The organism is Desnuesiella massiliensis (assembly GCF_001403615.1).
Classification (GTDB): domain Bacteria; phylum Bacillota; class Clostridia; order Clostridiales; family Clostridiaceae; genus Desnuesiella; species Desnuesiella massiliensis.
In genome coordinates this window covers 564,449-577,513 of sequence record NZ_LN879457.1, presented here as the reverse complement: position 1 = coordinate 577,513, position 13,065 = coordinate 564,449, and the positions used below count along the sequence as shown (strand labels likewise).

The window sequence follows — 13,065 nt, the reverse complement described above, 5'->3', positions numbered from 1 at the left end:
AAATAATCTTATTAATATAGTACTCTTTCTAAACTATTAAATTCAGCTACCTGATATAATTGATTTTATTGCATCTTTTATCTCTTCATAACCTGTACACCGACATATATTTGATTGTAGCCATTGTTCTATTACATGATCATTTGCATCAGGGTGTATATTAGCTAAGGCATGACAAACCATCAAGAACCCGGAGGTACAATATCCACATTGAAAACTCCAATTGTCTACAAAAGCCCTTTGTATTGGTGCACTTTCCAATCCCTCAACAGTAACTATCTTCCTGCCTATTGCCTCAACGGTTAACATTAGACAAGATTTCACGGGCCATCCATCTACAAGAATAGTACATGCTCCACAATCTCCATTTTCACACCCTGGTTTAGCACCTGTAAGTCCTAGTTCATTTCGGAGAGTATTCAATAAAATATCTGAGGGTTTTACCACAACTTCTTTATCCTCTCCATTAATATTTAAGGCTAATACTGTTTTTCCGGAGATACTAAACATTAATTCGTCCCTCCTAATTTTTCCAATACTTCTGTAAGCATTCTTTGCAGCATAAATTTTCTGAAGTCGGCGGAACCGCTTAGATCACTTAATATTGGCTCTGTTATATTACCTATCGCATTATTAATCCTTATATTATTTTGCAGGCTATAATCATTAAGATAATCCTCAATTGAGGAAGATCTAAATGGATAACTACAAACTCCGCTAAAAGCTATATTTATTCTATTATTATCTTTAAGTGCAGCAAGAGTAATTAAGGGATAGTCTATCTTATCGCTTTTAGTTCTTTTTGCATGTAAATATGGTACAGAAAGGAAGCTGCTATCTACTATTACATTTACTATAAATTCTCCATCACTAAGCTTTATTCTTTTATCGAATATATCCTTTAATAGAATTTGCTTTTTTCCCTTTGAACTTGCTATAACTACCTCACTATTTGATATTAAAAGAGGCAGCACAGCTTCACGGTATATAATTGTTCCAGCTATATTTCCTCCCAGTGTGATTTTATCTTGTATGGTATGATCTGCAATTCTTTGCACTGTTAAGCCAAGCAAAGGAAATAAGTTTGCTTCAGCAATTTGTGTAAGTGTAACAGCAGAACCAATAATCAATTTGTTATCTCTTAATCCCTGAACATTACATTCTGAAATTCCTTTTATGTCAATTACTGCTTCAGTATATACATTATGAGCTCTTGACATACTTATAATTTCAGTGCCGCCACCATAATATAAAGGTTTCTTCCCTTTACCGTTTAATTCAGTATATATTTGAATAGCTTCTTCCACAGTTTCAGGTTTGTAATATTCAAAATCAAAGGGTATCATATTTTCCTCCAGTCTTAGCCTTCCAAATTATTTCAGGTGTGATAGGCAGTTTATCAAATTCATGATCGGCTGCATGTGATATAGCATTGGCAAAGGCAGCGGGAATTGCTATTATACCATGTTCAGCAAATCCACGCGCTCCAAAGGGTGCATCAATCTGAGGCGTTTCGATAAATTCAATTATGTATTCTGGATTCTCGCCAAATCTCATGGGCTTATAGGTACGCAATGTGGTGGTTTGGAGCCTAGCATCATCATCGTAGGCAAAAGTCTCCCTAGTAGCTAACCCAAATCCCATGTTTATTCCTCCCATTATCAATCCTCTTGAGGTTTTAGGGTTAATCACTTTACCTGCATCTATAACAGTAATTGCCTTTAAAAGTCTATATGTAAAGTTCGTAGAATCATATTCAATTTCAACCACTTGGGCACCTACAGTCCAGGCTGGTCCTGGCTTGCCTTTTCCTGTTGCTTCATCTATATCGGTAATATGACTCATTATAAAACTTCCACGACCAAGTATTTGTCCTTCAACGGCAAGACCATTCGGCCTTTTATACCCCCGAACTAAATCCTTGAATGAAACATATATTTCTGGATCTTGCTTTAAATAAACTTTTTCTTCTTCAACTTCTAATTCTTCCGGTGGAGATTTCATAATAACAGCAGCCAAGCTTTTTAATTGTTTTATAAGATCCTCGGCTGCTCGAAGAACAGCCCTACCTGCCATGAAGGTTGTCATACTTGCAACAGTTTTCCAATGTTCTGGCGAGACTTGAGTATCTACTCCCATCATTACATGAATTCTACTTACATCCATCTTTAATTTCTCAGCTAATATTTGAGCTAAAGTAGTCTTTGTACCAGGCCCGATTTCAACTGCGCCAGAATTAAGATTTATACTTCCGTCTGTATTAAAAGTGAGGAAAACTCCAGAAACAGCATCGGCAGGTGAATTTGATGTTTTCCAAAAGCACCCTATGCCCTTTGCCTTAATCATGCCTTCTTCTGTTTTTATCACTTGGCCTTCATCCCATTTAGACAACTCTTTTACTTTTGCTAAACAGTCTTCTAGTTTACCTATATTGCTTATGGTTGTTTTTACTTGCGTCGGTGTATATTGTCCAGGTTTTATAGCGTTTTTAGCTCTTAGTTCTAATGGATCCATATCAAGTTCTGCTGCCAACTTATCCATCATTCTCTCCATGCAAAAGGTATATTCCGCGTGACCAAATCCACGATAGGAAGTAACATAAGTATGGTTAGTATATACGCATATTGAGTCGCACCATATATTTTCAATATTATATGGTCCAGAGCACTCTACTGCTATGGCCTTTGTCATACGTGGACCAATATCTGCATAAGCTCCTCCATCCACCATATATCTAGCCTCAAGAACTTTAATAACTCCATCTCTTGTTGCACCTATTTTTAAGTTTGCTTCAATTCCAATTTTACAGGGAGAGGTTTTAATATCCTCTTCTCTCGAATTTGCTATTTTAACCAGCTTACCATTTACAGCCTTTGAAGCAAGATATGCAATAAGTTCTGGCTGCATTGCTGCCTTACCTCCAAAACCGCCTCCTACAAATGGTACTTTTACAATTATATTTCCTTCTGGTATATTATAATATTTGCTTATAAGTTTCTTAACAGAATAAGGACCTTGGGAAGAAGTATGAATTATTACCCTTCCATCAGGCATAATTTGAGCTCTTGCATTTCGGGTCTCCATTGCAATATGGTCTGACTGAGGTAGGGAAAAACTCCCCTCTACTATGACTTCGCTTTCTTCCCAGCCCTTTGCTGTGTCACCTTTTCTTATTTTTACTCTGTCTGAAATATTAGTATTCTCCTCAGGATGCACATCCTGTACTGCATGTTTGTACTGTCCTAAATTTTCATGTATAAGATTTGCATTTGGCTTCAAAGCATCGCTTATGGAATTAACAATAGGTAAGGGCTCATACTCTACATCTATTAGTTTTAAAGCTTTCATAGCTTCTTGTTCGCTATTTGCAATGACTACCGCAACAGGCTCACCATTATACCTAACTTTTTCTCTTGCTATCGGGGGTCTATCCTCCAGCACTGTCCCACAGAGTGTAGGAAAATAATCTCCTGTTATTACGGCTTGAACGCCTGGTGATTTCTTAGCTGCAGATATGTCAATGGATTTAATTTTTGCATGGGCATAACTACTTGTGAGCATCTTGGCATGTAACGTGCCAGGAATAAGCGTGTCATCAGTATATCTTGCTTTTCCCGTAACTTTATCAAAGGATTCTTTTCTTGGTACACTTATCCCAATTCCAATGGTATTGCTCAAGTACTCCTACCTCCTTCTGGAGAAATATCTATTATTAAGTTAAAATACATAAACTAAAATATACATTTATTTTTGCCTACTCCTTGCAATTTATTCAACGTCTACTAAAACTTATGTATAAATGCCATCTGAATTAATAGCTATTTTAAAGAAATTTCTTATAAAACAAAAACACACCCATACTCAAAATAACTTCCAGTAAAGGTGTGCTTTCAAATTCTTATATAAGGTTAATATACTGTATGTCAGACTAAACAACAAAATAAATGATGACTTAAAAAAGCGCTTCCACAAGATTCTCCTTGCTGATGTTGCTCATGTAACTATCTAAATCAAATTCTTCTAAAGTCTGAGAGATATCTTCTAGATTATGATTTTTGCCTTTTAAAAGCTTTTCTAAATCTTCTATATCCTGTTTTCCAAAGAAGTCTCCATAAATTTTTATTTCTTCTACTACTCCTCTAATTACTTCCATGTTTACTTCTACCATACCACCTAGGAATTTCTTTTCATTATAAAAATTATATTTAGGTGAATGTCCAAAGTTCCACTGCCAAGTAGAGTATTTTTCTTCTTTTAATTTATTAATTATTTCTATTTCTTCCTCAGTGAAGCTCTCTACTTTTTTTCCTTCTTCCTTCATAATATATTTAAATATATTATCCTTAAACTCTAACACTGTTAGGGGATTTTTTAAGTGATTAGATATATTGGTAACTCTGCTAGCTATAGATTTAACACTTTTATCTGAAAATTTTATATCCTTTACCTTCAAGGCTCCCGTTAGGTCTGCCATATTTGAGGAAAATAACAAGGTGCCATGATGCATAACCCTTTTTTTATGCTTGCATTGAGCATTGCCAGAGAATTTTTTATCTTCTATGAGCAAATCATTTCTTCCTGAAAATTTTGCTTCCACTCCTAACTCCTTTAGAACTCCTATTATAGGTTCTACAAATTTGTAAAAATCATTAAAGCTCTCATTATCGTTAACTATAAAGGTGAAGTTTAGGTTGCCTAAGTCATGAAAAACTGCGCCGCCCCCTGTAAGCCTTCTCACTACCTTTATATGATTATCTTTTACATAGTCTAAATTGATTTCAGATAGTGTATTTTGGTTTTTTCCTACTATGATGCAGGGTTCGTCCCTCCAAAGCATAAAATATTCTTCTGCGGTATGCTTTAAAAGGTATTCTTCTGCAGCTAAATTAAAATAAGGATCTATAGCTGTATTATCAATATATCTCATATCATTTCCTCCTAGCTGGCGCTAAATGTATGGCCTCATTGTTAAGTCCAAGTACTGCTTCATAAAAAGCCTCAGATAAGGTAGGGTGAGCATGAACCATAGACTTTATATCCTCTACTTTTAGTTCTTTATTTATAACTACTACTGCTTCATGAATAAGGTCTGAGGCATGGGGTCCTAATATGTGAACTCCTATTACCCTATTGTCTTCATCACTTATTACCTTAATAAAGCCTTCTCCTTCCCCTAAAGCTAGGGCTTTTCCATTGGCTCCGAAGAGGAATTTACTGGTCTTATAGACTACTCCATTGTTTTTTAAGTCTTCCTCTCTAGCCCCTAAAGAAGATATTTCCGGGAAAATAAATATGCAATTAGGGATTAATTCACTGCCTTTATGGTCTATGCCCATAATCCGCTCTGCTACTTCCATCCCTTGATGGGAAGCAGCATGGGCTAGCATCCATTTACCATTTACATCGCCTATGGCATATATTCCTTTAACACTAGTTTCATAATTTTGGTCTACCTTGATTCCTTTTTTATCATATTCAATACCTATAAAATCTAGATTTAATCCCTCTACATTAGGCTTTCTTCCTGTGGCTATTAGAACCTTATCACCTTCTAATGTGAACTCTCCTTTTTTTCCTTCCACCTTTACAATAAGCTTTTCCTCTTGCTTTTCAATGGATTTTACTAGAGTAGAGGCATGGATATCTATCCCCTTCTTTTTAAGGGATGGTGTTAGTCTTTTTACTATATCTCCGTCCAACATGTTTAATATAGAGGGTAATGCTTCCACCACAGTTACTTTGCTGCCGAAGGAATTAAATATGCCTGCAAACTCCATTCCTATAACCCCGCCGCCAATTATCACAAGATCCTGGGGTATTTCTTTGAAGTTCAATATTTCTTCACTGGTTATAGCACCCTCATTATTAACTCCCTCTATAGGCGGTATGAAACTGCTAGAGCCAGAAGCAATTATTATATTATCAGCCTCTATTATTTCAAAATTTTCATCATCATATATGATTTTTACGGAATTAGGACTTTCTAAAAGTGCTCTACCCTTTTTAACCTCAATGCAATTAGCCTTAACTAGCTGTTCTACACCGGTTACTAATTGGTTAACTATGGAATTTTTTCTTTGTTGTATTTTTTCCACTTCTATTTTAAAGTCCTCTAGGATGATACCAAACTCCTCTGAGTTTTTCATATTATTTATGACTTCAGCATTCCTGTAAAGAGCTTTAGTAGGTATGCAGCCCTTATTTAGGCAGGTACCTCCTAAGGCTTCTTTTTCTATTAAAGTAACCTTTGCTCCAAGCTGGGCAGCCCTGATGGCAGCTACATAGCCACCAGGTCCACCTCCAATTACTGTTATCCTTTTATCCATTTTCCTTCCTCCTACTTACTCCATTTTAAAATAGGAGTTCTTGCTGCTCTTACTTCATCTAGTCTTCTTACAGGAGAATTGTGTGGAGCAGTTTTAAATATTTCTGGATTTTCTTCTGCTTCCTTAGCTATAGCCTCCATGGCTTCTATAAAGACATCCATACTCTCTTTACTCTCAGTTTCTGTAGGCTCAATCATAAGAGCACTATCCACTATAAGAGGGAAGTATATAGTTGGTGGATGGAAGCCATAATCAATAAGTCTCTTAGCAATTTCAAGAGTGCTTACTCCTGTATCCTTATTCTTTATGCCTGCAAACACCACTTCATGCTTGCAAACTTCATCTATAGCAAGCTTATAGCTATTTTTTAATCTTTCTTTCATATAATTGGCGTTTAATACCGCATTCTCTGAAGCGGCCTTTAATCCATTACCACCTAAACTTAATATATAAGTGTAGGCTCTTACTAGTACTCCAAAATTGCCATAGAAATTCTTTATCTTACCTATAGATTCTGGCCTATCATAATCTAAATAATACTTTTCATCCTTCTTTTCTATGAAGGGCACTGGTAAATAAGGAATTAGTTCCTTCTTAACTCCTACTGGACCTGCTCCTGGCCCTCCGCCGCCATGAGGTGTAGAGAAGGTTTTATGGAGATTTAAATGGCATACATCGAAGCCCATATCCCCTGGTCTTGTAATACCCATGATGGCATTCATATTTGCTCCATCATAATATAGTAATCCTCCAGCTTCATGAACCAAGTCTGCTATAACTTTTATATTTTTTTCAAAAAGTCCTAGAGTACTTGGGTTAGTAAGCATTAACCCTGCAATTTCATCATTTAAAACCGCTTTTAAAGCTTCTAAACTTATAGAGCCATCGCTGTTAGATTTTATCTCCACCACATCAAAACCTACTACAGCTGCACTGGCAGGGTTAGTGCCATGGGCTGAGTCTGGTACTATTATCTTTGTTCTTTTTAAATCTCCTCTACTCTCATGGTAGGCTTTAACCAGCATAAGTCCTGTCATTTCTCCATGGGCTCCTGCCGCTGGTTGCAAGGTAAAACCATCCATGCCTGCCACTTCGCAAAGAGCTTCTGATAGATTATACATAATTTCTAGAGCTCCTTGAATAGTATCCTCTGGTTGATAAGGATGAAGTTTTGAAATCAAAGGTGAAGCTGCCACATCCTCATTGATCTTAGGGTTATATTTCATGGTGCAAGAGCCTAAAGGATAGAACCCTGCATCTATACTATAATTCTTTTTTGATAAAAGGGTATAATGTCTTATTACATCTAATTCACTTACCTCTGGAAGCCCTAGCTCTTCTTCCTTTATATAATCCTTTGGAAGTAATTCATTAACATCTACTTCGGGTACATCTAAAGGTGGAAGTGAATAGGCTTTTCTTCCTTCTGAGGATAATTCAAAGATGAATTTATTGTAACTCATTATATCACCTCCATAGTTTTTACTAGTCTATCGATATCTTCCTTACTTCTTTGCTCTGTTACACATAGAAGCATAGAATTTTTGTAATCATAATTAGCCTTTTCTAAGTTATAGCCACCTAATATTCCTTTTTCAAGCAATTTATTATTTATCTCATCCACAGGCTTTTCTAATTTTATAGCAAATTCCTTGAAGAAAGGCTTATTGAATAAGGGCTTAAATTTTCCGGTTTTCAATAGCTCATTATAGGCATAATGGGATTTTTGTAAGCATTGGGCAGCCAATTCTTTTATACCCTTCTTGCCCAAAGTGGCAAGATATATAGCTGCTGCAATAGAATTTAGGGTCTGATCTGAGCATATATTTGAAGTAGCCTTCTCTCTTCTTATATGCTGCTCCCTAGCTTGTAAGGTTAATACAAAGGCTCTCTTGCCCTCTATATCTACAGTCTCACCTACTATCCTTCCTGGCATTTTTCTCATGAGCTTTGAATTTACCGCCATGAAGCCTAGGGCAGGTCCACCAAAATTCATATTTCCTCCTAAAGCTTGACCTTCACCTATGGCAATATCAGCTCCAAGTTCTCCAGGACTTTTTAATATTCCTAAGGAGATAGGATCTACACTCATTATTAAAAGTGACTTATTTAAGTGAGTAACCCTTTCTATATCTTTTACTTCTTCGATTATCCCAAAGAAATTTGGATATTGTATAAGCACTGCAGCCACTTCATTATTTAGATTTTTCTCTAAACACTCTAAATCAGTAACCCCTTCTTTCTCTTCAATCTCTACTAGATTTATATCTCTAAACTTAAGATAGGTTTTTAACACCTTTCTTGTCTCTGGGTTTACAGTTTTAGATACCAATATGGTTTTTCTCTTGCTAGAGGTAGAAGCTAATATAGCGGCTTCAGCCCCAGCTGTAGGCCCATCATACATGGACACATTAGAAACCTCCATACCTGTTAAATTACAAAGCATAGTCTGATATTCAAAAACCCCTTGTAAGGTTCCTTGACTTATCTCTGGCTGATAAGGGGTATAAGCAGTGTAAAATTCAGATCTTCCTACTAAGTGCTTAATAACAGAAGGCACATAATGGTCATAAGCTCCTGCACCTAAAAAGCAGGTTATATCTTCAGTACTTTTATTCTTTTTAACAATATCTCCAATAATTTTTCTTACTTCTATTTCTGAAAAGCTGTTAGGTAAATTTAGCTCCCTGTTTAGCTTTACTTCTTCTGGCACATCTTTAAAAAGCTCTTCTACAGAATTTACTCCAATAGTTTGGAGCATTTCTTTTATATCTTTATCTGTATTAGGCATATAAGGGTGCATAATTATTCCTCCTTATTACAAAATTCTTCGTAAGCCCCAGGCTTCATGAGTCCTTCTATCTCTTCCATATCCTTTAACTCAACGCACACTAGCCAATTATCGTAAGGCGCACTATTTATTAACCCCGGATCATCTACTACCTCTTCATTAGCTTCTATAATCACTCCACTTACAGGTATATAAATATCTGAAGCTGCCTTTACTGATTCAACTACTCCAAAGCCCTCACCCTTTGAGAATTCAGCGTCTAACTCTGGGAGCTCTACGTATACTATAGAACCTAAAGCCTTTTGAGCATAGTCTGTAATACCTATATAAGCTTTACCTCCCTCAACTCTTACCCATTCATGTTCTTCAGTATATAAAAGATTATTTAATACTACCATTTTCATCTCTCCTTTTTACTTTTTTTAATTATTTTTGTCTTATATAAAATTTTCTGCTTATAGTTTTTGCTTTTATATTCTTATTTCTGATTTGAATCTCAATCTCTTCTCCTAAAGCGGTAAATTCTGTCTCTATAAGAGCTAAACCTATATTTTTATTTAAGGTTGGAGAAAGATATCCTGTAGTCACATAGCCTATTTCCTTCTCGCTCTTAAATACCTTATATCCATGCCTTGGTATCCCTCTTTCAAGCATTTCAAAGCCTATAACTTTTCGTGTTACTCCTTGTTCCTTTTGCTTTTTCAAAGACTCTTTACCAATAAACTCTTCCTTATCCAATTTAACAAAGAAGCCTAATCCTGCTTCTATAGGGGTGATTTCTGAAGAAATTTCATTGCCATATAAGGGTAGATTAGCTTCAAATCTTAAAGTATCCCTGGCACCTAACCCTATAGGCTTTAGACCATCGCGCTCTCCTTCCTTCAATAGATTTTCCCATAGATATACTAAATCTTCTGGTTGCATATAAATCTCAAAGCCATCTTCCCCTGTGTAACCAGTTCTGGAAACTAAACATTTCTTCCCAAATATTAGAGTCTCTCTATCAGCATAGAAGAATTTAATTTCCTTTAACTTTGTCTCTGTCACCCTTTGCAATATTTCCTCAGCCTTAGGCCCTTGTATAGCTAGTTGACACATAGAATCGGAAAGGTTTTCAACGCTCACATCAAAGCCCTTACTATTTTCTACTATCCATTCATAATCTTTTTCTATATTAGATGCATTGACTACTAAAAGAAAATCCTCTTGTGAAAATCTATATAGAAGTAAATCATCTACTACACCACCTTGTTCATAGCACATTAGGGTATATAGTACCTGATTACCTTCTAATTTAGATGCATCATTAGTTATCAAGTGTTGACAAAACTTTAACGCTTCCTTTCCCTTAACAGAAATCTCTCCCATATGGGAAACATCAAATAGTCCAGCGGCAGTTCTAACAGCATTATGCTCTTTTATTATGCCTTCAAATTCTACGGGTAAAGCCCAACCTGCAAAGTCAATTATCTTTCCGCCATACTTTTCGTACTCACCAAATAAAGGTGTTTTCTTTAAATGCTCCACAAATTTCCCTCCTATTTGTTTTAATTTTAACTATCTTGTAATAATAATTATTAATTAATAGTTATAAAAAGAGGATATGATAAGCATAACACTACTATGCCACCATATCCTCTGTAATTTACCTGAGAGATTCTACCACAGAGAAACACTACATAAACTTAATTTATATATGTTCCAAAATAGCAATCTTTAAGCTATTTTGGTGCATGTATAGATTATTAGTTGAAGTTGCTTCTCTATAAATGTATTGCTCCTACGGCGTCCCTAAAAGCTATTAGGAAACTTTCCAGAGTCCTATCAAGTAACGCTCCTTTTGCCTGAAAGCTTCTATAAAGATCTTGGCTTAACTTTATATTTCTCCTTCGGCTATCAAAATTGATATCTCCCGTTACTCTCATCTAGACCGTATTTATTTTTATACTTTAATTATATGTCCAACTAGAGGTATTTGCAACATAAAAAATCAGAATAAATTAAATATTTTTAATTCTTATCATGGGTAGCCCTTCCGTCTCCACTTACTGGTATAGCTTCCCCTAAATAAGTAGGCCTTGGTTTTACTATATTCACCATGAGAAAATCTTTTACTCTTGCTATTATCTCTCTTTTTTTATAATATTCAATTCCATAGTAATTTCTAGGGTCAGAGGCTACCCCATAGGCTTCTATCCCTAGTTTCCTTGCTATATATACTGCTCTCATAAGATGATATTCCTGCGTTACAATCAATATTTTTTTAGCTTTGAAAATATCCCTTGCTCTATACATGCTTTCATAAGTGCTAAAGCCTGCATGGTCTAAAAATATATTCTCCTTCTTTACTCCTCTTTCCTCTGCGAATTTTTTCATAGCATTAACTTCATCATAGGAATTTTTGCCGTGGTCTCCACTTAAAAGCATCTTGCCGGATTTATTTTTATTATATAATTCTAGACCATATTTCATCCTATCTTCTAGCATATTACACAAATTACCTTTAGGGTCTACATAAGCTCCTAGCACTAATATAGCATCTACTTCTGGAGCCTCATCCATATCTACTATGTATTTCGTCCCCTCTTTCCTTACATTTCTATCAATAAGAAACAATGTAATAGCTCCTATTACTAAACTTACAAGGGTAAATATAACCATTCTCTTCATAAACCTCTTCAATTCCCTCTCCTCCAAAACAAATAAAAGTCTGTATGTACTCTAAGGAAAGATGCTTCCCTATAAATATACGTAACATACAGACCATAAGTTATTTATAATATATGCTAATCTATCTTGTCATAGCAAATATAGCTCCTGAAATAAAAGGTACCAACCATATAACCCAAACTACTATACTAAATTTATGAAATTTATTTTTCATTTCCATATTATTCTTCAATAGAACCATTGTAGCCCATCCAGCATGGAAAAGCATTAAGATAATCGCTAATAGACCTGTGATTCCATGAAAACTAAACAGAGAAGCATCATTAGCTAATTTGCTCATAAGAGTTGTCCCAGTTGTATCAAAAACTAATCCAAGCCAAAATATGATTAAATGCCATAATTTAAGTTCTCCTGATTTTTTCTCACTCCATACACCTATAGTATAGAAAACTAAAGCTAGATTTATGAATATTACTGCATACTTTAACATGAAAATTCCTCCCTTTAATATAAGAATTAATATATTTTACAAATGAACATGGTTCATTCCTTTGCATAACTTGGCTAAAGTTATAATTATGCTATTGGAGAACATCTGATCTTGCTATGAAGGTTCTCCAATAATGATTTTTAACACCTTTTCAAAAGATTCATAGTTAAAATTCTTCATTTGAACAATGGTTATTAAATTCATTGAAATAAACTCCGATAATTCCCTTGAAGATATTTTATCATAAAGCTCTGGTTTATTATTAAATATCTCCTTTATAAGCAATAGTTCAATACTTTTCATATATTTACCAATATAAATTTCTTCTCTAGCTATTCCCGCCTCTACATAATCCTTGCTACTATAGAACTCAACTTTTAACCATATTTCTCTAAAGTTAGCTATGAAATCTTGCAGATAATGAAATACTTTTTTAAGCTTTAAATAAAAATCTTCTTCAGAAGCTTCAATCTCTTCAAGTATCTTAAAATATTTTTTCCAATATTCTTCCATCATGCCAATTACTAAATCCTTTTTATCGGAATAATAATTATAAATGGTTCCTACTGCTAAACCTGCCTCCTTAGCAATATTTCTCATGCTTAATTTTGCATAACCTTCTTTACATAATATGTTTTGAGCCGTATCTAATATTAGACCCTTAGGGTCGTCTATAACTCTAGCCAAATTTAACACCTCATTTTTAATGAACATCGTTCATTTGAATTATAATACTTTAAATATCCTTTTGTCAATGTAATAATTTTCTAATGTATATTTTTATATTT

At 34.9% G+C, this 13,065-nt stretch carries 12 protein-coding genes and 1 riboswitch; all 12 genes read right to left on the bottom strand.

Annotated features, from left to right (window positions below; translation table 11 throughout):
* Window positions 1-42: 42 nt before the first annotated feature.
* Window positions 43-510: a (2Fe-2S)-binding protein gene (locus tag BN2665_RS20670; RefSeq protein ID WP_055669007.1), complete on the bottom strand. Its 468-nt coding sequence runs from the start codon at window positions 508-510 to the stop codon at window positions 43-45.
* On the bottom strand, window positions 510-1,346 hold the full coding sequence (locus BN2665_RS20665) for an FAD binding domain-containing protein (RefSeq protein WP_055669006.1): 837 nt from the start codon (window positions 1,344-1,346) through the stop codon (window positions 510-512). The genes BN2665_RS20670 and BN2665_RS20665 overlap by 1 nt, the downstream gene beginning before the upstream one ends.
* A complete protein-coding gene (locus BN2665_RS20660) occupies window positions 1,333-3,678 on the bottom strand; it encodes a xanthine dehydrogenase family protein molybdopterin-binding subunit (protein ID WP_055669005.1) in 2,346 nt (781 codons plus the stop codon). The genes BN2665_RS20665 and BN2665_RS20660 overlap by 14 nt, the downstream gene beginning before the upstream one ends.
* Before the next feature lie 274 nt (window positions 3,679-3,952).
* Window positions 3,953-4,927: a lipoate--protein ligase gene (gene lplA / locus BN2665_RS20655; protein ID WP_055669004.1), complete on the bottom strand. Its 975-nt coding sequence runs from the start codon at window positions 4,925-4,927 to the stop codon at window positions 3,953-3,955.
* Window position 4,928: 1 nt separating this feature from the next.
* Window positions 4,929-6,326, bottom strand: a complete 1,398-nt coding sequence (gene lpdA / locus BN2665_RS20650; RefSeq protein ID WP_055669003.1) for a dihydrolipoyl dehydrogenase — start codon at window positions 6,324-6,326, stop codon at window positions 4,929-4,931.
* Between the two features lie 11 nt (window positions 6,327-6,337).
* On the bottom strand, window positions 6,338-7,792 hold the full coding sequence (gene gcvPB, locus BN2665_RS20645) for an aminomethyl-transferring glycine dehydrogenase subunit GcvPB (protein WP_278335934.1): 1,455 nt from the start codon (window positions 7,790-7,792) through the stop codon (window positions 6,338-6,340).
* Complete coding sequence (gcvPA, locus tag BN2665_RS20640) at window positions 7,789-9,129, bottom strand: aminomethyl-transferring glycine dehydrogenase subunit GcvPA (protein ID WP_055669001.1); 1,341 nt, start codon at window positions 9,127-9,129, stop codon at window positions 7,789-7,791. Before gcvPA ends, gcvPB begins: the two co-directional genes overlap by 4 nt.
* A gap of 2 nt (window positions 9,130-9,131) precedes the next feature.
* Window positions 9,132-9,515, bottom strand: coding sequence for a glycine cleavage system protein GcvH (gene gcvH, locus BN2665_RS20635; RefSeq protein WP_055669000.1), 384 nt, complete (start codon window positions 9,513-9,515; stop codon window positions 9,132-9,134).
* Window positions 9,516-9,543: 28 nt separating this feature from the next.
* Complete coding sequence (gene gcvT / locus BN2665_RS20630) at window positions 9,544-10,644, bottom strand: glycine cleavage system aminomethyltransferase GcvT (RefSeq protein WP_055668999.1); 1,101 nt, start codon at window positions 10,642-10,644, stop codon at window positions 9,544-9,546.
* 295 nt (window positions 10,645-10,939) lie between these two features.
* Window positions 10,940-11,042: riboswitch (glycine riboswitch) on the bottom strand.
* An 85-nt stretch (window positions 11,043-11,127) separates the two neighbouring features.
* The gene (locus BN2665_RS20625; protein WP_154674999.1) at window positions 11,128-11,799 is read right to left on the bottom strand and encodes a SanA/YdcF family protein; all 672 of its coding nucleotides are present in this window, start codon (window positions 11,797-11,799) and stop codon (window positions 11,128-11,130) included.
* A 109-nt stretch (window positions 11,800-11,908) separates the two neighbouring features.
* On the bottom strand, window positions 11,909-12,277 hold the full coding sequence (locus tag BN2665_RS20620; RefSeq protein WP_055668998.1) for an HsmA family protein: 369 nt from the start codon (window positions 12,275-12,277) through the stop codon (window positions 11,909-11,911).
* A 114-nt stretch (window positions 12,278-12,391) separates the two neighbouring features.
* The gene (locus BN2665_RS20615) at window positions 12,392-12,964 is read right to left on the bottom strand and encodes a TetR/AcrR family transcriptional regulator (RefSeq protein ID WP_055668997.1); all 573 of its coding nucleotides are present in this window, start codon (window positions 12,962-12,964) and stop codon (window positions 12,392-12,394) included.
* Window positions 12,965-13,065 lie beyond the last annotated feature (101 nt).

Bases quoted from the DNA above. Each gene is read 5' to 3' on its own strand.
- BN2665_RS20670 (WP_055669007.1), bottom strand. From the start codon at position 510: ATGTTTAGTATCTCCGGAAAAACAGTATTAGCCTTAAATATTAATGGA.
- BN2665_RS20665 (WP_055669006.1), bottom strand. From the start codon at position 1,346: ATGATACCCTTTGATTTTGAATATTACAAACCTGAAACTGTGGAAGAA.
- lpdA (WP_055669003.1), bottom strand. From the start codon at position 6,326: ATGGATAAAAGGATAACAGTAATTGGAGGTGGACCTGGTGGCTATGTA.
- lplA (WP_055669004.1), bottom strand. From the start codon at position 4,927: ATGAGATATATTGATAATACAGCTATAGATCCTTATTTTAATTTAGCT.
- BN2665_RS20620 (WP_055668998.1), bottom strand. From the start codon at position 12,277: ATGTTAAAGTATGCAGTAATATTCATAAATCTAGCTTTAGTTTTCTAT.
- gcvH (WP_055669000.1), bottom strand. From the start codon at position 9,515: ATGGTAGTATTAAATAATCTTTTATATACTGAAGAACATGAATGGGTA.
- gcvPA (WP_055669001.1), bottom strand. From the start codon at position 9,129: ATGCACCCTTATATGCCTAATACAGATAAAGATATAAAAGAAATGCTC.